18 protein-coding genes are annotated in these 22564 nt (G+C 62.6%); 9 read left to right on the plus strand and 9 right to left on the minus strand.

From position 1 onward, the window contains the following. Nucleotides 1–143: 143 nt before the first annotated feature. From KI611_RS15360 to KI611_RS15375, 4 genes are all read left to right on the plus strand, one after another. Nucleotides 144–1247, plus strand: a complete 1104-nt coding sequence (locus KI611_RS15360) for an ABC transporter substrate-binding protein (protein WP_226416522.1) — start codon at nt 144–146, stop codon at nt 1245–1247. After that, the gene (locus KI611_RS15365; protein WP_226416523.1) at nt 1244–3511 is read left to right on the plus strand and encodes an ATP-binding protein; all 2268 of its coding nucleotides are present in this window, start codon (nt 1244–1246) and stop codon (nt 3509–3511) included. The genes KI611_RS15360 and KI611_RS15365 overlap by 4 nt, the downstream gene beginning before the upstream one ends. Nucleotides 3512–3643: 132 nt before the next feature. Next, nucleotides 3644–5413 (plus strand): sensor histidine kinase, encoded by a 1770-nt coding sequence (locus KI611_RS15370; protein WP_226416524.1) that lies wholly within the window; start codon nt 3644–3646, stop codon nt 5411–5413. Continuing rightward, nucleotides 5397–6029 carry a response regulator transcription factor gene (locus KI611_RS15375; RefSeq protein ID WP_226416525.1) on the plus strand — a complete coding sequence of 211 codons (633 nt, stop codon included), beginning with the start codon at nt 5397–5399 and terminating at the stop codon, nt 6027–6029. The genes KI611_RS15370 and KI611_RS15375 overlap by 17 nt, the downstream gene beginning before the upstream one ends. An 11-nt stretch (nt 6030–6040) precedes the next feature. Here KI611_RS15375 and KI611_RS15380 read toward each other — a convergent pair whose 3' ends face one another. The 3 genes from KI611_RS15380 to dsrO are packed head-to-tail and all read right to left on the minus strand — an operon-like array spanning nt 6041 to nt 10937. Beyond that, entirely contained in the window at nt 6041–9127 is a 3087-nt protein-coding gene (locus KI611_RS15380; RefSeq protein ID WP_226416526.1) for a molybdopterin dinucleotide binding domain-containing protein, read from the minus strand. An 11-nt stretch (nt 9128–9138) separates the two neighbouring features. Then, a complete protein-coding gene (gene nrfD, locus KI611_RS15385; RefSeq protein WP_226416527.1) occupies nt 9139–10209 on the minus strand; it encodes an NrfD/PsrC family molybdoenzyme membrane anchor subunit in 1071 nt (356 codons plus the stop codon). Between the two features lie 2 nt (nt 10210–10211). Beyond that, nucleotides 10212–10937 (minus strand): sulfate reduction electron transfer complex DsrMKJOP subunit DsrO, encoded by a 726-nt coding sequence (gene dsrO / locus KI611_RS15390; protein WP_226416528.1) that lies wholly within the window; start codon nt 10935–10937, stop codon nt 10212–10214. Nucleotides 10938–11307: 370 nt separating this feature from the next. Between dsrO and KI611_RS15395 the strand changes: the two genes are divergently transcribed. Together KI611_RS15395 and KI611_RS15400 are read left to right on the plus strand one after the other, a co-directional pair. Then, nucleotides 11308–12882 (plus strand): methyl-accepting chemotaxis protein, encoded by a 1575-nt coding sequence (locus tag KI611_RS15395; RefSeq protein ID WP_226416529.1) that lies wholly within the window; start codon nt 11308–11310, stop codon nt 12880–12882. 71 nt (nt 12883–12953) lie between these two features. Continuing rightward, nucleotides 12954–13154, plus strand: a complete 201-nt coding sequence (locus KI611_RS15400) for a hypothetical protein (protein WP_226416530.1) — start codon at nt 12954–12956, stop codon at nt 13152–13154. Between the two features lie 271 nt (nt 13155–13425). Here KI611_RS15400 and KI611_RS15405 read toward each other — a convergent pair whose 3' ends face one another. Both KI611_RS15405 and KI611_RS15410 read right to left on the minus strand, forming a co-directional pair. Then, entirely contained in the window at nt 13426–14514 is a 1089-nt protein-coding gene (locus KI611_RS15405; protein WP_226416531.1) for a hypothetical protein, read from the minus strand. Continuing rightward, a complete protein-coding gene (locus KI611_RS15410) occupies nt 14511–15086 on the minus strand; it encodes a DUF4337 domain-containing protein (RefSeq protein WP_226416532.1) in 576 nt (191 codons plus the stop codon). Before KI611_RS15410 ends, KI611_RS15405 begins: the two co-directional genes overlap by 4 nt. A gap of 139 nt (nt 15087–15225) precedes the next feature. Between KI611_RS15410 and KI611_RS15415 the strand changes: the two genes are divergently transcribed. Next, a complete protein-coding gene (locus KI611_RS15415) occupies nt 15226–16440 on the plus strand; it encodes an MFS transporter (RefSeq protein ID WP_226416533.1) in 1215 nt (404 codons plus the stop codon). Here KI611_RS15415 and KI611_RS15420 read toward each other — a convergent pair. Continuing rightward, nucleotides 16437–19061, minus strand: coding sequence for an EAL domain-containing protein (locus tag KI611_RS15420; RefSeq protein WP_226416534.1), 2625 nt, complete (start codon nt 19059–19061; stop codon nt 16437–16439). The two genes, KI611_RS15415 and KI611_RS15420, sit on opposite strands and share 4 nt — an antisense overlap. Before the next feature lie 19 nt (nt 19062–19080). Between KI611_RS15420 and KI611_RS15425 the strand changes: the two genes are divergently transcribed. Next, nucleotides 19081–19221, plus strand: a complete 141-nt coding sequence (locus KI611_RS15425; RefSeq protein ID WP_226416535.1) for a hypothetical protein — start codon at nt 19081–19083, stop codon at nt 19219–19221. Nucleotides 19222–19276: 55 nt separating this feature from the next. Beyond that, nucleotides 19277–19705 (plus strand): bacteriohemerythrin, encoded by a 429-nt coding sequence (locus KI611_RS15430; RefSeq protein ID WP_226416536.1) that lies wholly within the window; start codon nt 19277–19279, stop codon nt 19703–19705. 108 nt (nt 19706–19813) lie between these two features. Here the strand turns inward: KI611_RS15430 and KI611_RS15435 are convergent, their stop codons facing one another. The 3 genes from KI611_RS15435 to KI611_RS15445 are packed head-to-tail and all read right to left on the minus strand — an operon-like array spanning nt 19814 to nt 22470. Further along, nucleotides 19814–20590, minus strand: a complete 777-nt coding sequence (locus tag KI611_RS15435; protein WP_226416537.1) for an ABC transporter permease — start codon at nt 20588–20590, stop codon at nt 19814–19816. Between the two features lie 11 nt (nt 20591–20601). Continuing rightward, entirely contained in the window at nt 20602–21381 is a 780-nt protein-coding gene (locus KI611_RS15440; protein WP_226416538.1) for an ABC transporter ATP-binding protein, read from the minus strand. Between the two features lie 60 nt (nt 21382–21441). Beyond that, on the minus strand, nt 21442–22470 hold the full coding sequence (locus KI611_RS15445; protein WP_226416539.1) for an ABC transporter substrate-binding protein: 1029 nt from the start codon (nt 22468–22470) through the stop codon (nt 21442–21444). Between the last annotated feature and the right edge of the window lie 94 nt (nt 22471–22564).

The raw sequence follows: 22564 nt of genomic DNA on the forward strand, positions 1-22564 counted from the left end.
TTTTTTCGTCCGGATGCCCGGCCTTGCCCGGCTGGCTCAGCTCGGCGCGCGACCGGAGAAGTGCGTCGCCGGACAAGACGGCCGGCATGCGATGCGTGATAATCACGGCATCGAACATGTCAGGGCAATTCAACTGCTGGTCAATGGCTGAAACTATCCGTCGTTCCGTAATGCTATTTTGCTGTCTGCTGCTGATCCCGATTGCCGGATGGGCCGAAAGCATCGTTTTCCTGAATCCGGGCAAGTCGACCGAGGAATTCTGGGTCAGCGTCAGCCGTTTCATGCAGTCGGCGGCCAGCGATCTCCACGTCGATCTCGACATCCTGTATGCCGAACGCGATGCCACCAAGATGGTCGCCAACGCCCGTTCGGTGCTCGAGCGGGCGCGGCAGCCGGATTACCTGATCGTCGTCAACGAAAAGCAGGTGGCGCCCGAGATCCTGAAAATGACCGCGGGTTCGGGCATCAAAGTGTTCCTGCTGCTCAATTCGATCAGCGCCGAGCAGAAGCAGGCCCTGGAAAGCGCCGGGGTTTCGTTGAGCCATCTGGTCGGCAGCCTGGTGCCCAACAACGAGGATGCCGGCTATCGCATGGCCAAGGCACTCTTTAACGAGGCGCAGCGCGCCCTGCCGGCGCGGCCGGACGGCAGCCGCCAACTGATCGCCATTGCCGGCGACAAGGCAACGCCCGCCTCACTGGAGCGCGAGGCCGGATTGCGCCGGGCGCTGGCCGAACATCCGGAAATCCAGCTGACCCAGATCGTCTATGGCGAGTGGAACCAGCAACGGGCCCAGGCGCAGACCGACATCCTGCTGACGCGCTACCCGGAAGCCCGTCTGGTCTGGGCAGCCAACGATCTGATGGCCTTCGGCGCGATCCAGGCCGCCGAGGCGAAAAATCTGCTGCCCGGCAAGAACATCCTGTTCGCCGGCCTGAACAATTCGCGGCAGGCGATGCAGGACCGGCTGAGCGGCCGCCTCAGCGTTCTTGCGGCCGGGCATTTCACGGCCGGCGGCTGGGCCGTGGTGATGATTCACGATGTCCACGCCGGCAAGGACCTCGAGAAGGCCGGCGGCCGGGATCGGCGCGATCCGCTGTTTGCCATCATCGACGCCCGTCAGGCCAAGCAGTTCATCGAGCGCTTTGACGACCAGCGCATTCCCCAGGTCGACTTCCGGCAATTCAGCCTGGTACATGCGCCGAAGTCCCGCGACTATCACTTCTCGTTGTTACCCCTGCTCAAATGATCGCCGCCCCGTCGCTACAACGCAGAATCCTCCGTCACATCCTGGCGGCCGCGGCACTGACCATGCTTCTGGCGATCGCCCTGACCTCGTACTTTGCCTGGCAACAGGAAACCCAGCGGCTGCGCGCCCTGTCGGCGCAAACCCTGGAGTCGCTGAGCATTGCGCTGACCGAAGCGGTCTGGGCGGTCGATGTGCGCCAGTCGGAGAATCTTCTGCAATCGGCGTTGAAGACCGACGGCGTGGTCCGCGCCGAACTGCGGACGCTGACCGGCCAGACCTATCGTTACGCGACCCCGACGGTGCATGGCGAGTACCTGGCGCGCAGCGCGCCGCTGGTGCGTGGCGAGCAGTCGCTCGGGGTACTGGAAATCGCCGTCAGCAACGATGTGATGATCGATGAACTGATCCATCGCATCACCCGCCTGATCGTCAGCGCCCTGCTCTTCGTCGGCCTGTTCGGCGGTTTGAGCTACCTGACCATACGCCGCGAAATCGTCACCCCGCTCGGGCAACTGGCGGCACGGATTGCCGCCAACGAGCCGGGATCGGTGATCGCGCTGGAAGCCGACGCCGGGCGGGCCGGCTACGAACTGCACCAACTGCTCGGCGCCTTCAATGCGATGCAGGCCGAGATCGCCGCGCACCTGCGCAATGAGCGCGAACTGCGCGAGCAACTGGCGGTTCAGGCGAAAAAGGCATTGCGCGAGAGCGAGGACAAGCTGCTCGGACTTTATGAGCTGTCGCCGCTCGGCATCGCGCTGACCGACATGGCCGGCCGTTACATCGACTTCAACGAAGCCTTCCGGCAGATTTCCGGCTATCCGGCCGACGAACTCCGGCAGATCGATTACTGGCAACTGACCCCGCCCGAGTATGCCGAACTGGAAAAGCTGCAGCTCGAAACGCTGGCCCGCACCGGGCGTTACGGCCCCTACGAAAAAGAGTACCTGCACAAGGATGGGCACCGCATCCCGCTGCGCCTCAACGGCATGCTGATGACCGGCAAGGACGGCCGGCAATACATCTGGTCGATCGTCGAGGACATTACCACCAGCCGTGCCGCGGCCGAGCAATTGCTGGCCGCCAAGCTGGCCGCCGAAGCCGCCAATCAGGCAAAAAGCAGTTTCCTGGCGACAATGTCGCATGAAATCCGCACGCCGATGAACGGTGTGCTGGGCATGGCGCAAATCCTGTTGATGCCGGGGCTGAGCGAAGAGGAGCGGCAGGACGCAGCGCGGATCATCCTGAATTCCGGCAAAACGCTCTTGACCCTGCTCGACGACATTCTCGACCTGTCGAAGATCGAGGCCGGCCGCTTCGAGCTGGTACCCGGGGTTTTTTCGCCGCAGCGTCTGATCGACGAAACGCTGAGCCTTTTCTCCGAATTGGCGACAAGCAAGGGCCTGCGCATCGAAGCCGTTTGGCACGGGGCGCCGGAGGCACGCTATCACGGCGATCAGACACGCCTGCGCCAGATGCTGTCGAACCTGGTCAGCAATGCCGTCAAATTCACCGACCGCGGGTTCGTGCGGATCGAGGCGCAGCCGGTCGTCCTGGCCGACGGGCGGAGCGAACTGGAGTTCGCGGTAACCGACAGCGGCATCGGCATTGCACCCGACAAGCAGGCCTTGCTGTTCCAGCCATTTTCCCAGCTCGACGGCAGCAGCACCCGGCCGTACGGCGGCACCGGCCTCGGGCTGTCGATTGTCAGCAACCTGGTCCAGCTGATGGGCGGCGAATTCGGGGTAACGAGCGAACTTGGCCAGCAGGCGCGTTTCTGGTTCCGCATCCCGGCGCCGCTCCAATCGGCGACCGGCGAAAGCCGCCAGGCGCCTCGCCTGCCGCCGCTCGACGACGCTGCACCGAAAGGCTCGGCCGGCCGGGTGCTGGTGGTCGAAGACAATCAGACCAATCGCATGGTGCTGACGATGCTGCTCGGCAAGCTCGGTGCCCGGGTCGACATCGTCGAAAACGGCGAGCAGGCGCTGGCGGCGATTACCGCCGGGAAACATCCGGATCTGGTCCTGATGGATATCCAGATGCCGGTCATGGACGGCCTCGAAGCGACCCGGCGCATTCGCCAGTGGGAGCGGGACGAGCAGCGCCCGCCCCTGCCCATCGTCGCCTTGACCGCCGGGGCTTTTGCCGAGGATCGTCAACAATGCATGGCGGCCGGGATGGACGATTTCCTGACCAAACCGATCAGCATCGAGCAACTCGGCCGGGTGCTGTCGACCTGGGTGAAAACACCGGCAACCCTGTAGCGCCCCGCGCCGGCCAGCGAATCGCGCGTCCCGGCTGGGCGCCGGGCCAAATGAAGCAGACGGCGAGCCAATCGACCGGTGCCGCATCGGTATACTCTGCACATGGATTACCTCCCCCATCGAAAGCCCCTGATGCCAGGCCGTTTGGCCGGCCTGCTCGCGCTGTCTTGCTTTTGGGCGATGCAGGCCGCGGCGAGCGATGTGGCGATCGGCGTCTTTGCCTACCAGGGAGAGCGCGCCGCGACCTCCGACTGGACGCCCTTGGTCCGCTACCTCAACAAGGCCCTGCCGGAACACCATTTCCGCCTCGAAAATTACGACGCCCAGAGCTTGCGCGCCGCCATTACCGAACAGCGGATTGATCTGGTGTTAACCAACCCCGGGCATTACATCACGATGGAAGCCGAATTCGGCCTCAGTCGCATTGCCACGCTGGCCTCACCGGGCATGCCGGCAGCACGGGCGCTGGGCTCGGTGGTCATTACCCGCGCCGAACGCAGCGACCTGAACGAGCTGGCCGATCTCGCCGGAAAACGCGTTGCGGCGGTCGCCCCGGAGGCCTTCGGTGGTTACCTGCTGGCGGCGCGTGAAATGCTGCGGCGGGGCGTCGATCCGGAATCCGATCTGAAGGAAATCCGCTTCGTCGGTTTGCCGATGGCGCGGGTCATCGAGGCGGTGCAACGGGGCGAGGTCGATGCCGGCATCGTCCGCGCCTGCCTGCCCGAGCAGATGGCTCGCCAGGGCCAACTTCGGCTGAACGAGTTCCGAGTTCTGTCGGCGCGCCAGGACAGCGAAATTCCTTGCACCCTGTCGACGCCCTTGTACCCGAACTGGCCAATCGCCGTTACCCGGCAGACCAACCCCGAGCTGGCCAAGAACGTGGCGCACGCCCTGTTATCGATGATCGAAGCGAACGATGGCCTGAACTGGACGGTGCCGGCCGATTATCAGCCGGTGCACGACCTCTATCGGGAATTGCGCATCGGCCCCTACGCCTACCTGCGCGAAATCACCCCGGAAGGGCTGGCTCGCCGCTTCTGGCCCTGGCTGCTCGGCATACTGGTCGTGCTGGTCGCCTGGATTGTCCATACGGTGCGCGTCGAGCATCTGGTCAGCCGGCGGACCGCGCAGTTGCGCGATTCGCTGAACGCCAGGGAACAGGCCGAGTCGCGGATGCGCGAGAGCCAGGAGCAAATGGAGCATCTGTCGCGCCTGTCGGTACTGGGCGAACTGTCCGGCAATTTGGCCCATGAGCTGAATCAGCCGCTCACCACCATCGGCACCTACGCCCGCACGGTGCTGCGACGCCAGGCAAGCGGTCGCCTGACCCCGGAGGCGATCAGCGAGGCCTGTACCGAAATCGCCAACGAAGCCGAGCGAGCCGGCGGCATCGTCCAGCGCATTCGTCATTTCGCCAGGAAGCGCGCCGCAGTACGCGACCCGGTCGATCTGCCGGGCCTGGCCGAAGAGGCACGGCATCTGATTACCGGCATGCTGGCCCACCCGCCGGAAGTGCGCATCGACAACCGGCTTTCCGCCCGTTGCGGCGTGCTGGCAGACGGCCCGCAAATCCAGCAGGTACTGCTCAACCTGATTAAGAATGCGATCGATGCGGGCCGCGCCCTGCCGGCCGAGCGCCAGAGTATCCAGGTGATTGTCGAAGCGGTCGACAACTGGGTGCAGGTGCACGTCATCGACCATGCGACCGGCCTCGACAGCGGACAATTGGCGCATCTGTTCGAACCGTTTTTCACCACCAAGCCGGATGGCCTCGGTCTCGGCCTGCCGATCTGCAAAACCATTATCGAAGCCCACGGCGGTCGGCTCTGGGCGGAGCCCAACAGCGACGGCCCGGGCATGCGTTTTTCCTTCTCTCTCCCCTGCCATGAACTATCAGCCTGAAGAGTGCTTTGTCCACGTCGTCGACGATGATGCCGGCCTCCGTCGCTCGCTGCGTTTCCTGCTCGATTCGGTCGGCTGGAACGTCCAGTTGTACGCCTCGGCCGAAGAATTCCTCGATGTCGCCGCCCCGCCCAGCCGGCCTTCCTGCCTGCTGCTCGACATCCGCATGCCGGCGATGAGCGGCCTCGAATTGCAGCAGGTGCTGCGCGAGCGGGGAGTCATCATGCCGATCCTGTTCATGACTGGCCATGCCGATGTCTCGATGGCTGTCCAGGCGATGAAATCGGGGGCCAGCGATTTCATCGAAAAGCCGTTCAAGGACCAGATGCTGCTCGACACCGTCGCCGCAGCCATCCGGCGCAGTGCCGAGGCGCTCGACGAAACGCAGCGGCGCGAAGCGGCCCTCGCCGTGCTCGGCTCGCTGTCGCCCCGGGAAAAGGAAGCCGCCCGCCTGATCGCGCTTGGCCAGCCGAACAAGCTGATCGCCACGCGACTCGGCATCAGTGAAAAGACGGTGCACATCCACCGTCAGCACATCATGGAAAAGGCCGGAATTTCCTCGGCCGCCGAACTGGCCCGCCTGATGCTGCGGGCCGATCCGACGACTTTGGATTAAAACACCGCCGCTCAGGCCCGGCGGATACTCGCCGGCAGGCCGTTGCGCACGGCGGCGCCGGAGACGGAGTCGACCCAGGGCGCCTTGTCCGGCCGGGTCGGGTCGATCAGGCCGATATCGTTCAGATTGACGCCGGCCGCCAGCCGCCTGTCTTCCGGCTGACGCTGGCCACCGATACGGTGCGCCCGCGCCCCCAGTTCGCGGTGGCCGAACCCGTGCTCGAAGGCGGCAACGCCCGGGGTGATGCCGGGATGGACCATGATTCTCGCCTTGAGGCTGCCGCTCGGTGTCGTGATCTCCGCCAGGTCACCCATTTCCAGGTGCAGGCGCCGGGCATCGTCCGGGTGGATCAGCACCGGGTTTTCCGGATGCAAGCCGAGCAGGCGGGTGGCACCGATCGAGTACGGATTCTGCAGCGCCGACTTGTAGCTGACCAACTGCAAGGGCCACTTGTCGGCCGGATAGAGCTGGCGCACCGGCGTACCGTCGGCGAACGCGGGTTCGACCCAGCTGGCGCAACCGCTGTAACGTTTGCCGCTCAGGCTGTTCTTGGCTGCCCCGACGTTTTCGTTCCACAGGTGGGACATCGCCTTCATCGGGTTACGCATCCACTCCGGGTTTTCCTCGTCGTAGGCATCCTTGCCCGGCTGATAGCGTCCGCCTCGCGTCAGCAGGAACGCCACCTTGGCCACCTCTTCCGGCTTCAGCGTCTTTTCGAGCAGCGGACGGAGGCGTTCGACGCCGGACAGGATGATGTCCTCGGCCGTCGCATCGGCTACCGGTTCCTTGCCCAGCCAGGCGATGTTGGCGCCGCCGCGCAAATACCAGTCTTCCGGCCCGTTCAGGGCATAGCTGTTGCCTTCCGGATCGCTGATCGCGCCGGCCCCGAAGCCGGGCAGTTGCATGGCCTTGGCCAGGGCGATGAAGAAGGTTTCCATACCGATGGCGCGGCCGTCCGGCGTCTTCGCCGCCTGTGGCTCGATGACCGGCCAGCGGGCGCTCATCGCCTTGGTCGGCACCCCGTTCCAGGCCCCGACCCAGCCCCAGCTTTCGTACATCAGCGAGTCGGGAACGATGTAATCGGCGTAGGCATTGCTCTCATTGATGAACGGATCGACCGAGATGATCAGCGGCAACTTCCGCGGATCGGCCAGATCCTTGGCGATCTTGTTGCGCAGGCCGGTGACGCCGTAGAGCGGGTTGGAGGACCACAGGACCAGCGCCTTCAAGCTATAGGGATAGCCGGCGATGCCGCCCGGCAGCAGTTCGGTGGTCAGGCCCGGGGCATTGGGAAACCACGGGGCAGCGGCCGGATAGGGTTTGTCCTGAGCCTTCTTGGCGGCGAATTCGGCGGTTTTTTCATAGGGCACGTTGCGCCCGAGCGGCGTACCGGATGGCTTGACCATGCCGGCGAAGGTATCGAGGTTGTAGCGCGGCCCCTCCCCGTTATCCTTGAAGCCGCCGCCGTTGGCGACAAAGCCGCCTTTCCAGTTAATGTTGCCGAGCAGCGCATTGATGCTCATCAGCGCGTAGGCGTTGTAGAAACCGCTGGCGCTCATCATGCCGCCGTGGGCGATGACCGAGGCGCGCTTGCCGTGCGAGGCCAGTTCCCTGGCCAGGGCGGCCAGCGTGTCGGCCGGAATGCCGCAGGCCTCGGCATAGGCGGGCAGATCGAGGCGCATCGCTTCCTCACGCAGCAGTTGCAGCGACGATTTGACATGGACCGGCTTGCCGCCGACATCGAGCGTGGTATCGACAAACAGCTGGGCCGGCCCTTGCGCCTGATCGCTGAAAACAGGCTGGCCCGAGTCATCGAGGCAAACGAAGGCATCGCCCTCCTTGTAGCGCAGCTCTTCGGCAATCTCGAAGCCGAGGTCGGAGGCGCGCAGGAAGCGGCGTTCGCGCGGATGCTTCGCTTCGACGACCACCAGATGCGTGGCATTCGACCAGGATGGTTCGCCGTTCCGCTTGGCCAGCGCCGCATTCGGGAAGCTCAGGAAATGACTGTCGAAGCGTTGATTGTCAAACAGCCAGCGAATGATCGCCATCGCCATCGCCCCGTCGGTGCCGGGACGGATCGGCAGCCAGCGACCGCGGTCGCCACTGGCCCGGTTGTCGGCATGGGTCAGCACCGGATCGACCACGACATAGGACAGTTTGCCCTCGGTGCGCGCCTTGGCGACCAGGGTTCCCTGGCGCTTGAACGGGTTGCCGGCCTGGCCCGGCGCCGTGCCGACGAAGAGCACGAACTCGGCATTCGAGAAATCCGGCTTGCAGTGCGGCATCGCCTTCATGTCGCCGAACAAGGCCCCCGACCCGGAGCGGTAGGAGCCGCCGCAGTAGGAGCCGTGACCGATGAAATTGATCGTGCCGTAGGCCTTCTGGAAGAAGCGGCGAGCGAAGTTCTCGCGGCCGTCATTGACGCTGGAGAGCACCGCCACCTGATTGACGCGCGGACCAAGTGCCGGCTGCTCGCTGTCGATCGGCGTTTTCAGGTCGCGCAGCGTGCCCAGCCCCTCGACATTGCCTTCGCCGAACAGGTTTCCGCCATTGACCACCTCGCTGACCAGCTGGGCGAAGGGTATCGGCTCCCATTGGCCGCTGTTGCGCGGACCGACGCGCTTCAGCGGAGTCAGTACGCGATACGGCGAATCGATCTGCTGGGCGACGGCATTGCCCCGCCCGCAGGCGGTGGAGCGCCCATCCAGCCCCTTGCCCTGGTGAGCCGAGATGGCCACGAAACTGTCCCGGACGCTGGCCTTCATCGGCAGATGCGGATCGGTCGACAACGGACTGTAGGGGTTGCCGGCAACCCGCAGCACCTTGCCGGAAGCCCGGTCGATACGGACCCGGACGCCGCACATGGTGGTGCAACCGAGACAGGTCGTATAGCTGACCTGCTGAGCCGGATTGACTTCGAGCCGGCCTTGACGATCGATGCGGAATTCCGGGGCCGGCGCTTCGCCGGCTGTCTTGTGCTTCGGTGCATCATGGCCGAGGAGCTTGCCAACCATGCGGCCGGCGGTTTCGGAATAGCCGGCGGCGAAGGCGGCCAGACCACCAAGAGCGAGAACTTGACGACGCTTGCTGATTTTCATGATCGGACTCCTCAGACCTCAGCCCGATCATCCCAGGGGATGATGGCGGTCAGAACGATGTAAATGGTGAGACACAGGCCGGCCATGCCGACGATGCCAAGCAGGCTGTCCGGCGTCAGGGTCAGGTAATAGGCATGGCTGGTCGAGCCGATCTTCGGCAGGCTCTGGCCGCCGATGAAGACGACCCAGCGCACCAGCCAGGCGCCATGCAGCGCGAGCAAGGCCGGCAGGACCAGCGCAGTGCGGTAGCGACGGGCCAGCCAGAGCGTCAGCAGGCTGCTGCCGAACAGCCAGGCACCGGTCACCTGCCAGCCGAGCGAACCGCCCATGGTGGCCAGCGCCTCGGCCGCCGAGCCAGCCAGCCCGGCAAAGGCCGGCAACAGCCAGACCAGGAGGAGCAGCAAGGTCGCCCGCTGGCCACGTACCTGCCAGCGATTGAGCAAGGGCGCCGAAGTCCGACTGCCGGACAGGGCCTCGAGCAGGCCGGTCATGCCGATGCCGCCGGTCAGCGCGGTAACGGCAAAGAGCAGCGGCAGAACGGGGCTGTGCCACAGCGGACGGGCCTGCACCACCATCACTTCCATGCCGGTATAAAGCAGGACCAGCCCGGCGCCGATACTGCCGACGACGGCCGCGGCGCGAATGGCACCGGGATTGTCATGACCGCCGTAAGCCAGTGCGCGATAGAGGGCGGCGAACTTGCCGCCGCGTTCGGCCAGGGCGGCCAGTTGCGGCCGCAGACAGAGCCAGGCATAGAGAAAAAGGCCGAGCAGATAGAGCGGAATAAAGAAGGATCCCCAGGCCATCCACGATCCGAGATTCGGATGCAGGTAGAAATTGAGGAAACGCCCGGGCTGATGCAGGTCGGCCAGCAAGGCCACCGGCGCCGTCAAGCCGCAGACCAGCGCCGCCAGCAAGGCGCGCCGCGACACGGCGCGCCACTCGGGGTGGCGCCAGACCAAGCCGGGCAGGGAAAGGAAGAATGCGGCGGTGGAAATGCCGATCAGGAAAAAATACTGGACGGCCCACGGCAACCAGGCCGGCTCCCGGGCAAAGCCCAGGACTTCAACGCTCGAGTACATGCTCATCCTCCTTGCTGGTCCGGGCGCCACATCATGTCGGCGGCGGAAGCGCCATCGACACGGCCCTTCAGATGGTCGTCGAGGCCAATGTAGAAAACGCGGGGGGTCGTTCCAGCCTCCGGTTTCAGGACCTGGGTCTTGCCTTCGGCCACTTTCAGGCGGGTGCTGATTTCGCTAGCCGGATTGTTGATGTCGCCAAAGATTCGGGCGCCGCCGACGCAGGTTTCAACGCAGGCCGGCAGCAGCCCGGCTTCAAGGCGGTGGCTGCAGAACGTGCATTTGTCGGCCTTGCCGGTGTGGTGATTGATGAACCGGGCATCGTAGGGACAGGCCTGGACGCAATAGGCACAGCCGACGCAGCGGTCGCCATCGACCAGCACGATGCCGTCCTGGCGCTTGAAGGTGGCGCCGACCGGACAGACCGGGATGCACGGGGGCTGTTCGCAGTGGTTGCACAGGCGAGGCAACACGGCAAGACCGGTTTTGCCAGCCCCGTCCGTCACCGCATAGGTTGCCACGACCGTACGGAATTGCCCTTCGGGCGAAACGTTTTCCATCGAACAGGCCATGGTGCATGCCTGGCAGGCAATGCACCGGCGGGTATCGACCAGCATCGACCAGTGCGGCCCTGCTTCTTCGGCCGCCTGGGCCGGCATAGCCAGACCGGCCGTCACCGCCGGCAGCGCGGTAAGGAAGGCCCGCCGGGAAAGATCAGGATGAGCGCTCATGCAAAGCTCCGTTTTTTTGATGACGGGCCCAGCTTAGGCGACAAGCCATATGACGGAAATTGGAAGAAAGGTGCATAACGATAGGTAAAAATCCCTATTGGCCGACCTTTTGGCCGAAGTCGCCAGCACCGGAAAACGACACTGATGCAAACAGCGGTGTTAGCTCAAATCAATGCTGTGATGGACGTGACGCTAGCCATAAACAAGCTGCATATGCAATGATCCAAAACATTGATTTTTTTCTTATATCGCACAGTTTTAACCACAAAAACTGGTTAAAACAACAATATTGATAGCAAAAAGGGGAGTTGAATTGACTGTTCAGTCATCGCTAAAAAGCAGGTTGTGGGCTGTCGCCTCGGGGTGCGTCGTGGCCGTAGTTATTCTCGCCGGTTCGTCCTGGTGGCTTAGCGATCGAACCAAGGGGCAGATCGCCCACTTCGTCGATCGCGATATCGAAACACATCTGGTGGCAGCCAATACGCTTGCCGCCGGATTGCAAAGAGGTCAGGCACTCCGCAACTACGTTCTCGACCCCGACAACAAGAAGTCCGTTGCCAACTACACAACGGCGGCGAAGCAGCTCGATGGCCTTTTGATCCGGCTTGATGGCCTGCTGAAGTCGATTCCGGGCGGATCGGACAAAGCCAGGGAGTTGAGCGAGCGCACAGCCAAATATCTGCCGGCGCAGCAGAAGGTTTTCAGCTTGATCGAGGCCGGCGACCTGGCCTCGGCCAAGCAATTGATGATCTCCGACGAAACGCCGGCCTGGCGAAATGTCCGGGAAATCCTCCTTGAGGTGGTCAAGACCAGCGAAACGTCGGCCATGGAAGGACGCATCGCGCTCGACCAATCCCAGGAAACGGCGCGCAATGTCGTGTTGGGCATCGGCACCCTGATCATTCTTTTCATCTCGCTGGCCCTGGCCTACATCGGTCGTGAAGTGTTCCGCCAGGTCGGCGGCGAACCTTCGAGTACCGCGGCGATCCTCGACAAGATTTCGGGGGGCGATCTGACCGAGCGGATTCAGGTCGATCCCTCGAACAAGGCCAGTATCCTGGGCTCCGCCTTCACCATGCAGAGCTATTTATTGAGCATGCTGGGCGACATTTCTCAAAGCGTCAGTACGCTGGGCAATGTCTCGACCAAGCTGAACTTGAATGCCGGCAATGTGGCGAGCGCCTCGGAACAACAAAGCGAATCGGCTTCGGCAATCGCTGCGGCCATTGAGCAGCTGACCGTGAGTATCGGGGTAATGTCGGACAACGCGATCCTCGCGGCAAATCTTTCGAAGACGACTGAAACGACCATTCAGGAAGGCTACGAAGGCATCCAGGCGACGACCCAGAACATCCAGCAAGTGGCCAACAGCATGATGCAATCGTCGCAGCAAATGGATGACCTGGCGAAGAAGGTCGATAGCATCAACAGTATCGCCTCGACGATTCGGGATATTGCCGAACAAACCAATCTTCTGGCACTGAACGCGGCGATTGAGGCGGCACGGGCCGGCGAGCAGGGCCGAGGCTTCGCCGTGGTGGCCGACGAGGTACGCAAGCTGGCCGAACGGACGACCGTCTCAACCCGTGAAATCAGCGAAGTCCTGGACTCGGTCAGGAGCACGACGCAATCGGCTTCCCTGGCGATGAACAAGACGAAAGAACTGGCCCTGCAAGGCGCCCTGCAAACGGAACAGGTGCAGAGCACCGTTCACGGCCTCGATGCCGCGGCAGTTCAAGTGCGCGAAGCGATCGACTCGATCAGCAACGGCCTGCGCGAACAAAGCTCGGTCAGTACCGATATCGCCCAACGCGTCGAGTCGATCGCCGGCGGAATTGAGCAAACCGCAGCGGCGATGAACGACGTGAAAGGACTGGTTGGAACGCTGGTCGGTGAATCGGATACCTTGAACCGGCAAGTCGGCAAGTTCAAGATAGTGTCCTGACGACAACCTATAAACCGGTGTTTTATTGGTCTGAATAACTCTTGGTGGTATCACCTTTGCACGGAGGTTCTATGTCAATCATCACTGTCTATTCGTTCCGTTATCACGATCAAGAACAAGGCCTAGATACTCTTGGTGAAGGCAAAGTCACCCAAGACAAAATCACAAAAAACGGCTGGATGATCATTGAAAGCAGTGCCGAAGACATAGATTCTTCATTACTCACGACCACGGGACGGTATTACCCTCCGCAATCGAACTTCGAGGCATGAGCAACAATCTACTGCACAAGTTGCCAATACTACTGGTTCCTTCCCCCCTCACCAGACGGTAGGCAAATGGAGTCCTGTCTGTCATTGTCATGCTCGCCCCTCAACCCTGCAGTCAACCTGATATCGCCTATAAAGCAGCGAAAGGCTGGTTACTTCTACGTTCACGCCCTACCAGGACGACGATATTGAGGCTTACCTCGAGAATGGCGGCTGGCGCTTCAGACACAAGAATGGTCAGCCGTACTGATACCGGCGTTGGCCACCCGCCGGATCACCGGCAGGTGGCCGGATCGCTGGCGTAGGCGTCGATGCCGAGCGTTTGCAGACGCGCCAGGTAGCAGCCGTAGTGCAGTTGCCAGGCGAAGGCATGGTCGTCGGCGAGCAGTCCCGGCAGGTTGGTGAGGTCGACTTCGGCCACCTGCAGCGCTTCCCCGTCGGTCGCCGCTAACACCCCTTCGACCAGCAGCAGGCCGCTCAGCAAATAAGTGGCATTGGCCCCGGTGCCGTCGACCAATGCCCTGGTTTCCGCACCGGTTTGCCCTTCGACCCGGGCAATGGCGGCGCTGATGGCCGAACCTTGCAGCATGCCGTCGGCACGCTCGGCCGGTTCCAGACGCTCGATCACCGGCCGGATGCCACGGCTGACCGTGCGGCTGATTGCCGTCAGCGTGACCCTTTCCGGCAACGCGGCGCGAACGCCGGCCAGGTTCTTCGCCAGCAGCGCGCGGGCAGCGGCAAGCTCGTCTTCGCTCAGCGGCTGCAAGGTACAGGCGGCATCGGCCTGGCGGATTTCCCGACAGAGCTGCTGATGCCAGACTTTCTGGCCGAGCTGCTCGCCGTAGGCGGTACGCTCCCCGGCAATCTGCAGGCTGCCGCCGCCGATATCCAGGATATGGCTGGTCTTCAGCCGGTCGCCAAGCAATTGGCGGGCGCCGTAATAACCGTAGGCGCCTTCCTGCAACGGCGGCATGACTAGGATTGCCACGCCGCTGGCCGCTTCGATGCTGGCCAGGATTGCCGTCAGCCGGCCGGGGTCCTGCTGCAGAGCCAGGCGCCATGCCGAAAAGCCGCCACCGACACGGGCGCAACTTTCAGGAAAGCGGCCCTCCTCCGGCAGATTGCGCAGGGCATTTATCGTTGCCGCGACCACCGGTTCCAGACCATCCCCGGCCCACAACGGGGCGAGGTAGTCGATGCCGACTCGCGGGGTGACGGAACTGGCGGCATGGCCGGCCCGGATGCCCGAGGACCCCATGTCGAAGGCGATCCGGCAAGGCGCTTCGGCCAAGGCCAAGGCGGCGACCAGCGAGCAGGCCAGCCCGACCAGGGCATGGTGGAATCCGGGACGGCGCGGGCTCACAGATGCAGGTAACCCATCACCCCGGCGAGCAGCCCGAAACCGGTCGCCCCAAAAACCCCGGCGAGCAGCCAGCGCTTGCGGGTCAGCAGGGTAATCGCCGAAAGGGCGATGGCAATCTGGAGCAGCGTCGTTGCCAGAGCCCAGCGTTCATGCACATGCATTTCCGCTTCGCTCTTGTGGTCGGCGGCCTTGGCCTCGGCTTCCAGTTTGTCGGCTTCCGCCTTGATTTCTTCCTTTTCCTGCTTGTAGCGCTCGACGGCCTGTTTGAATTTTTCCTGCGTCTCGCCTGCCGTCAGGGTGATCGACAGCTCGGCGAGGTTCTGCTTGTTGCTTTTGGCCTGATAGTAGTTCCACTGGTTCGCGGCCGAGGTTTTCTGGATCGCCGCCTCGTTCTTGTAGAGCAGCGCCGCGTTCTGGGAATGACCGCCCATGTAGCCGAAAATGGCGCCAATGGTCGATAGCACTGCCGTCAGAACGGCCAGCCGCCCGGTAAAACTGTCGCCGCCATGCTGGGCGACGTGCTCAACTTCGTGATCGTGCGGACCATGCACATGAAATCCATGATCGGACATCGGCTTTCTCCTGGGGTTTTCTGGGATGGTGAAATCGGGAAGGCGGGATTCTAACGCCCCCGGACAACGCTTGGCTGCCTGCCGCCGAAGCCTCGACAACAGGGTTCTGGGCGGCGGCCCGGTTTGCTAAGCTTCGGCAATGACCAAACCGAGACTCTCCGAACTCTTCGATCACCGCCAATTCATCCTGTTCTGGCTGGCCCGGCTGGCCGGCATGCTGGCCCAGCAGATGTTGATGGTGGCAGTCGCCTGGCAGATGTACGACCTGACCGGAAGCGCCTGGGATCTCGGGCTGGTCGGACTCTTCCAGTTCGTGCCGGCGCTGCTGCTGACCCTGCCGGCCGGCCATCTGGTCGACCGCTGGCGACGCGGGCGAATTTTCGGCACGTGCCTGCTGATCCAGGGCGCGATCGCCCTGCTGCTCGTCCTGGCGACGCAAGGCAGCTTCGTTTCGCGCGAACTCATCCTCGGCCTGTCCGTCCTGCTCGGCGCCTGTCGGGCCTTCCAGATGCCGACCCAGCAGGCACTGGTACCGATGCTGGTGCCGCCGCGGCTGCTCGAGCGCGCCGTCACCCTCAGTTCCAGCGGCATGCAGGCGGCGATCATCTGCGGCCCGGCACTCGGCGGTTTGCTCTACACGCAGGGCGCCGCCTGGGTCTATGGCACCAGCGCCGGCCTGCTGCTGGCCGCTTGCGGGCTGATGCTGGCCGTCCATGATGCGCAACAAGCGACCAGGGAAAAGACCACCTTGAGCAGCGTGCTGGCCGGCGTCACCTTCGTCTGGCAAAACAAGCTGCTGCTTGGCGCCACCTCGCTCGATCTCTTTGCCGTACTGCTCGGTGGCGCCACCGCGCTCTTGCCGATCTACGCCCGCGACATCCTGCACACCGGTCCGCAAGGCCTCGGCCTGCTGCGCGCCGCGCCGGCGGCCGGGGCGCTGCTGATGTCGCTGCTCCTGCTGCGCTGGCCGATCCAGCGCAAGGTCGGCCGATGGCTGATCGGTTCGGTGGCCGTCTTCGGCCTGGCGACGGTGGTCTTCGGGCTCTCCGAACATTTCGGCCTGTCGCTGCTGGCTCTCGCCATCACCGGCGCGGTCGACAACATCAGCGTCGTCATGCGCATGACCCTGGTCCAGCTGGAAACCCCCAACGAAATTCGCGGCCGGGTCTCGGCCGTCAATTCGATTTTCATCGGCGCCTCCAACCAGCTTGGGGAATTCGAATCGGGCGCCACCGCCGCGCTGTTCGGCCCGGTCGGTTCGGTGCTGACGGGCGGCCTCGGCACCTTGCTGGTTGCTGCCGCCTGGGTCCGGATTTTCCCGGCCCTGGCGAAACGGGACCGGATGCAGGCCTAGACGGCGGCCACCACCAACTCGCCGGAGGTCAGGCGCAATGTCAGCTCTTCGCCGGGCATCGGCTTGCCAAACAAATAGCCCTGGAACACCTGGCACCCCGAGTTGGTCAGGAATTCCCGTTGCGCTTCGGTTTCAACCCCCTCGGCCAGGACCTGCATGTTGAGGTTAAGGCCAAGGGCAATGATGGTATTGGTGATCGCGCAGTCACTCCGATTGTTCGGCAGGTCGCGAACGAAAGCGCGATCGATTTTTAGCCGATTCAGCGGAAACGTCTTGAGATAAGCCAGCGAGGAATACCCGGTGCCGAAATCATCGAGCGCGGTCTTGATTCCCATGGCGTTCAGCCCCTGCATGATGGCAATGGCGCCGATCGGGTCGGTCATCAACAAGCCCTCGGTGATTTCCAGTTCGAGAAGCCGGCTGGGCAAGCCCGTTTCGTCGAGTACGGTCTGGACCGAGGCGAGGAGATCGTTGCGACGGAATTGGCGGGCGGAAAGATTGACGGCAACCGGGACTTCGATCCCCAATTCGTTCTGCCATTGGCAAACCTGCTGGCAGGCAGCGCGCATGATCCATTCGCCAATGGCGACGATCAATCCGGTTTCCTCGGCAATCGGAATGAACTGGACCGGCGACACATTGCCGAGTTCCGGGTTGTTCCAGCGCAACAAGGCCTCGACGCCGACCAGGCAGCCGCTTTGCGCATTGACTTGCGGCTGATAGACAACGGAGAACTCGTTGCGCTCCAAGGCGAATCGCAACATCCGTTCGAGCTTGAACAAGAGGGAGCCCATCTCGTTCATTTCACGCGAATAGTATTTGTAGAGATTGCGACCGTCGGCCTTGGCGCTGTACAAGGCCGATTCCGCGGCCATCATCAGGGTGTTGCTGTCGGAACCGTCGGTCGGGTAGATCGCCGCCCCGATGCTCGCCGTGACATGCACGTTGATACCGTCGAGTTCGAACGGTCGAGCGAACGCCGTCAGCAGTTTTTCGCAGACGCTGCCGATATCTTGCGGTTCGGCAATTTCATTGAGCAGCACCGCGAAACGGTTGCCGACCAGACGCGCGACGATATCGTATTTGCGCAGCGTGTTCTTGATGCGCTCGGCGGCTTCGATCAGCACCAGATCGCCCACGGCATACCCCAAGGAATCGTTGATTACCTTGAGTCGGTCGAGATCGACGGCCAGGATCGAAAATCTGCTGCTGCTCCGTTGGGCATTGACCAGCATTTGCTCAAGCGCCGACAGCCATGATTCCCGATTGGGCAGAGCGGTCAATCCATCAAACGTCCGCAGTTGGTTGAGCAGCGCCTCAACCGTCTTGTGCCGGCTCAGGTCGAAGATCATGCCCGTGTAATTCGAAACCACGCCATCGGACCCCGTGACGGCGGCGATGGAGAGCAGCGCCGGGTAAATTTCACCGTTCTTGCGCCGGTTCCAGACCTCGCCGACCCAGGTGCCCGACGCATTTACCTCATTCCAGACTTTTTCGAAAAATGCCGCATCATGCCGGCCAGATTTTAGTATCCGCGGGTGTTGCCCGATTATTTCGTCCCGGGTGTAACCGGAAATACGCAAGAAGGCCGGGTTCACTTCGATGATCCGCAGGTCGGCATCGGTCACCAGAATCGATTCGACGCTATTGCTGAATACCGCCTCGGCCAAATTCAGCTGGTGCTCCGCCACCCGGCCACCCCGTTGAATCTGGTGGATCAGAATGCCGGCCAGGGCAAAAGAGAGAAGCGCCAGAAAGCCGCTGATCAAAAGTTCCTGCTGCGCCCGGCCTTCCATTTGCCGGGCATCGGCATTGACCGATGCATTCAACGCATCCTCGAGTTGTTTCATGGCGTCAATTTTCGTGCTGGCCAGTGCGAACCAGGCATCCGGTGAGGGCAGGACGGCCGTTCCCTCGTCGCCAAGCGCTTCCCGCCAGGCGGCCGCCTGGACCTTCTGCCGGATGCGTTCGGCATCCTTGATATAGGCTTGTTTGAGGATATTCTGGTAGGCGGCCAGGGCCTCCTGGTCGGCCAGGCCGACAAAATTGGCCAGCCGGGCCGCCTCGGCGGCCTTGATGCTGTTCAGCATCACCATTCGGCCAGCACTGAAGTTGCGATCCGACAGCATGGCGGATAGCAAAGCGCGCTCCTGCCCCGACATTTCCTTGGCCTGCGCGAAGGCGATGAAGGCCATTTGCTTGCGGAAAATCGAGGGCTCGGAGGCGTTGCCGAAGGTACTCAGCTGCAAGTCGAAAAGCGTGTCGATGATGCCGGTGTAACGATCAACCGTGTAGTCCCGGGAGATTTCGAGTTGCCTGACGCGCAGGCGGAGCTTGGGCAATTGCAGCGCCCCGGCGTCGAGGCGTTGGCGAACTGTCTTGTCGAGCGCTTGCTCGCGAACGATCGACGTCAATGAGGCGAGCGAGGCATCGGTCTGCTTTTGCTGGGCGCCGAGCTGATCAGCGAAATGCTCGCCATTTGAGGCAATGAATCCACTGGACAGTCCGCGTTCGCGCTGCAGCTCGTGGATCAGCAGCCCGATCGCGCTGCTTGCTCCCATCCATTTGCGATCGAGGCTGGCGTCATTTAACTGATCGATACGCTCGACGAGGCTGCGCATCGCAAAAAATGAAAGCGCGATGAGAAAAATCACCAGCAACCAGGTCGCATGCCGCCGAATCGGCGCCAAGGCCCTCTGGGCGGCCAATTCGCTGGGGTTCGATGTTCTGTTTTCAGGTTTCATGCGAAAGCAAGCGCTTTTATGCCATGGCGGCGGTTGATAGGTTATCCGGCAATGTACACTCTCGGCAACTCGGCTATTGTATGAGGTGTGGCATGCGCATTACATGGGGCACTGCTCTGGAGACCGGAATTCGTTCAATCGACCTTCAACACGAAGAGTTGATCGGCATGCTGAACGAGCTGGATGAAGCACATGGTTCGGGCAAAAGCCAAACTGTACTGGATGACGTCCTGCAACGCCTGGGAACCTATGTGGCGTTCCATTTTGCGACCGAGGAGGCGCTGATCGCCGGCTTGCCGCGCAACGAACGTCACGCTGAAGAACATCTTCGACAACACGGCAGTTTTATTGAGCAACTGACGATGATGCGGGCGCAGGCCAAGCAGGACGGCCCTCAGACGATGAGTCATTTGATCGATTTTCTCAACGAGTGGCTTTACGAGCACATTCTCAAGACCGATCGCAAGCTGGCCGCGCTGTTGCACGGCCAGACAGCCAAAGGACACGAACAAGGACGCTGACCGGCAAGCCAAACGCGACTCACAGCTAAACACAACTAGCGCAAACGGCGCCCCGCACAATAAAAAATGGCGCCGTCAGGCGCCATTCCTTGGCCCATGGCAACCGACTCAGCCCGGCGCATTTGGATTGCGGTGCGCCCAGCCGGTCAGGCGATTCTCGAGCACGGCGAACAGTTCGTACATGACGACGCCCATGACGCCGATGACGATCAGGCCGGCAAACACCAGCGGCATGTTCATCGACGAGCTGGCCGACATCATCAGGTAGCCTATGCCGAGGTTGGAGGCGACGGTTTCCGAGATCACCGAACCGACGAAAGCCAGCGTGATCGCCACCTTGAGCGAGGCGAAGAAGTACGGCAGCGAGCGCGGCAGGCCGACCTTGATCATGATGTCCCAGCGCTTGGCGCCGAGCGAGCGCAGCACGTCTTCCAGTTCCGGCTCGAGCGTCGCCAGGCCGGTCGCGACATTGACCACGACCGGGAAAAAGGAGATCAGGAAGGCTGTCAGGATGGCCGGCACGGTACCGATGCCGAACCAGACGACGAGCACCGGTACGAATGCCACCTTGGGGATGCTGTTGAAGCCGACCAGCAGCGGATAAGTCGCCTTGTAGACCAGCGGCGAGGCGCCGACCGCCAGGCCGAGCACCATGCCGACGACGACCGCCAGCGCAAAGCCGGCCAGCGTGGTGAATAGCGTCTGCGTCGCGTGCATCATGATCGGCGAGGCGTACTCGACGCCAGCAACCCAGATGGCGCTGGGCGCCGGCATCAGGTAGTCGGGAATCTTCAGCCCGGTGCAGATGATTTCCCAGACGAGGAAAAGCGTGATGGTCAAGGCCCAGGGCGCGACCTTGATCAGGGTGGATTGTTTAACGGCCATGCTGGCGCTCCTCAGGATTCACGAATGCGGCCGATGTGTTCACGCAGTTCGTGAACGTAGCCGGCGAAGGCATCGGTATAGGTCACGTCGAGCGGACGCGGGCGCGGCAGGTCGATTTCCTTGCGCACCAGGATGCGGCCCGGACGCTTGCTCATCACGTAAACGGTATCGGCGAGGAAGACCGCCTCGCGCAGGTCGTGCGTCACCAGCACGACGGTAAATGGCTGCTGCTGCCACAAATCGCGCAACATGCACCAGAGTTCTTCGCGGGTGAAGGCATCAAGCGCGCCGAAAGGTTCGTCGAGCATCAACAGGCGCGGCTGGTGGATCAGCGCGCGGCAGATCGAGGCGCGCTGCTGCATGCCGCCCGACAGTTCCCACGGGAACTTGTCACCGTAGCCGGCCAGGCCGACCTTGGCGAGCAGCGCTTCGGCATCGGCCGTGTATTTGGCCTTCTCCTTCTTCAGGTTGCTGCGGAAGGGTTCGACGATTTCCAGCGGCAGCATCACGTTGTCCAGCGTCGTACGCCAGGGCAGCAGGTTGGCGGCCTGGAAGGCCATGCCGATGATTTTCAGCGGCCCGCCGACTTCGCGGCCGTCGACGAAGACATAGCCTTCGCTCGGCGGCTTGAGGCCGGAAACCAGTTTCATCAGGGTCGATTTGCCGCAACCGGACGGACCGACCACGGCGACGAACTCGCCTTCGCGGATGTTCAGGCTGACGTTCTCGATGGCATTGGCGCCGCCCGGCGCGTAGGCCAGGCTGACGTTTTCAAAGGAAACAAAAGACATGGGGAATTCCTGTCGGGTGAAATCAGCCGGCGGCGGACACCCGCCCCCGGCGCAAACTGCTTACTTGAGCATCCGGTCGGCCTTGGCCGGCAGGAAGGCCGAGGTGAACAGGTCGGCAGCGGCCGGCACCTTGGCCAGGCCGTAGGCTTCGGCGGTTTCGGCGAGCGAGCGCTGCATGCGTTCGGCGGTCACGGCACCGAGGCCGTTCGCCTTGACTTCCGGGGTGATCACGCTGGATTCGAGCGCCAGCTTGAGGCGACGCGTTTCCAGATCGACATTGATCAGCGGATCGCGTTCCTTCACGTAGGCCATGCTCGCCACCGGGTTGGCGATGGTTTCCTTGAGTGCCTTGTTGAAGGCGCGCAGCACGCCGGCGACGGCCTTGGGGTTCTCGGCCATCAGCTTCGGGCTGGCGATGATGGCGTTGCCGTACAGTTCGACGCCGAAATCCGGGTACTTCAGGGCGACGATGTCTTCCGTCTTGACGCCGCGCGACTCGAGATTGAGCAGGCTGGTGAAGTAGAAACCGGTGATGCCATCGACGTCGCCGCGCGCCAGCAGGGTTTCGCGCAGGGCCGGTTCGACGGTCTGCCATTTCACGGCATCGACCGCCAGCTTGTTGGATTTGGCAAAGGCCGGCCAGGCCTTGCGGCCGGCATCGAAGATCGGCGCCGCCAGCGTCTTGCCAACCAGGTCGGCCGGCTTGGTGATACCGGATTTTTTGAGCACGAAGACGGCAGCCGGCGTTGCGTTGTACACCATGTAGACGGCCTGGATCTTCGAGTTCGGCGTCTTGGCGTCGTATTCGACCAGAGCGTTGAAGTCGGCAAAGCCCATGTCGTAGACACCGGTGGCGACGCGCGTCACCGCACCGGCCGAACCGGCGCCGGAGTCGATCTCGACATCGAGGCCTTCAGCCGCGAAGTAGCCCTTGGCCTTGGCGAGCAGGAAGGGTGCGGACGGGCCTTCGAAGCGCCAGTCGAGCGTGAACTTCAGCTTGGTCGGCGTATCGGCGAGCACCGGGCTGGCGAGGAAGGCCATGCTGGCAGCGAGAAAGAGACGACGGCAGACATTGAAGGGGACAGACATTGGATTACTCCTGAACAAGTTAAGTGAGCCTGTTTCAGCAATTGCCATGCCACCAAATAAGTCATTGAATTTACATGACTAAATAATTCACAGA

It is taken from the genome of Dechloromonas denitrificans (assembly GCF_020510685.1).
GTDB lineage: Bacteria > Pseudomonadota > Gammaproteobacteria > Burkholderiales > Rhodocyclaceae > Azonexus > Azonexus denitrificans_A.

Bases quoted from the DNA above. Each gene is read 5' to 3' on its own strand.
- KI611_RS15360 (WP_226416522.1), top strand. From the start codon at position 144: ATGGCTGAAACTATCCGTCGTTCCGTAATGCTATTTTGCTGTCTGCTG.
- KI611_RS15435 (WP_226416537.1), bottom strand. From the start codon at position 20,590: ATGGCCGTTAAACAATCCACCCTGATCAAGGTCGCGCCCTGGGCCTTG.
- KI611_RS15375 (WP_226416525.1), top strand. From the start codon at position 5,397: ATGAACTATCAGCCTGAAGAGTGCTTTGTCCACGTCGTCGACGATGAT.
- dsrO (WP_226416528.1), bottom strand. From the start codon at position 10,937: ATGAGCGCTCATCCTGATCTTTCCCGGCGGGCCTTCCTTACCGCGCTG.
- KI611_RS15380 (WP_226416526.1), bottom strand. From the start codon at position 9,127: ATGAAAATCAGCAAGCGTCGTCAAGTTCTCGCTCTTGGTGGTCTGGCC.
- KI611_RS15400 (WP_226416530.1), top strand. From the start codon at position 12,954: ATGTCAATCATCACTGTCTATTCGTTCCGTTATCACGATCAAGAACAA.
- KI611_RS15440 (WP_226416538.1), bottom strand. From the start codon at position 21,381: ATGTCTTTTGTTTCCTTTGAAAACGTCAGCCTGGCCTACGCGCCGGGC.
- nrfD (WP_226416527.1), bottom strand. From the start codon at position 10,209: ATGTACTCGAGCGTTGAAGTCCTGGGCTTTGCCCGGGAGCCGGCCTGG.
- KI611_RS15420 (WP_226416534.1), bottom strand. From the start codon at position 19,061: ATGCGCAGCCTCGTCGAGCGTATCGATCAGTTAAATGACGCCAGCCTC.
- KI611_RS15365 (WP_226416523.1), top strand. From the start codon at position 1,244: ATGATCGCCGCCCCGTCGCTACAACGCAGAATCCTCCGTCACATCCTG.
- KI611_RS15410 (WP_226416532.1), bottom strand. From the start codon at position 15,086: ATGTCCGATCATGGATTTCATGTGCATGGTCCGCACGATCACGAAGTT.
- KI611_RS15445 (WP_226416539.1), bottom strand. From the start codon at position 22,470: ATGTCTGTCCCCTTCAATGTCTGCCGTCGTCTCTTTCTCGCTGCCAGC.
- KI611_RS15370 (WP_226416524.1), top strand. From the start codon at position 3,644: ATGCCAGGCCGTTTGGCCGGCCTGCTCGCGCTGTCTTGCTTTTGGGCG.
- KI611_RS15415 (WP_226416533.1), top strand. From the start codon at position 15,226: ATGACCAAACCGAGACTCTCCGAACTCTTCGATCACCGCCAATTCATC.
- KI611_RS15430 (WP_226416536.1), top strand. From the start codon at position 19,277: ATGCGCATTACATGGGGCACTGCTCTGGAGACCGGAATTCGTTCAATC.
- KI611_RS15425 (WP_226416535.1), top strand. From the start codon at position 19,081: ATGAGAAAAATCACCAGCAACCAGGTCGCATGCCGCCGAATCGGCGCC.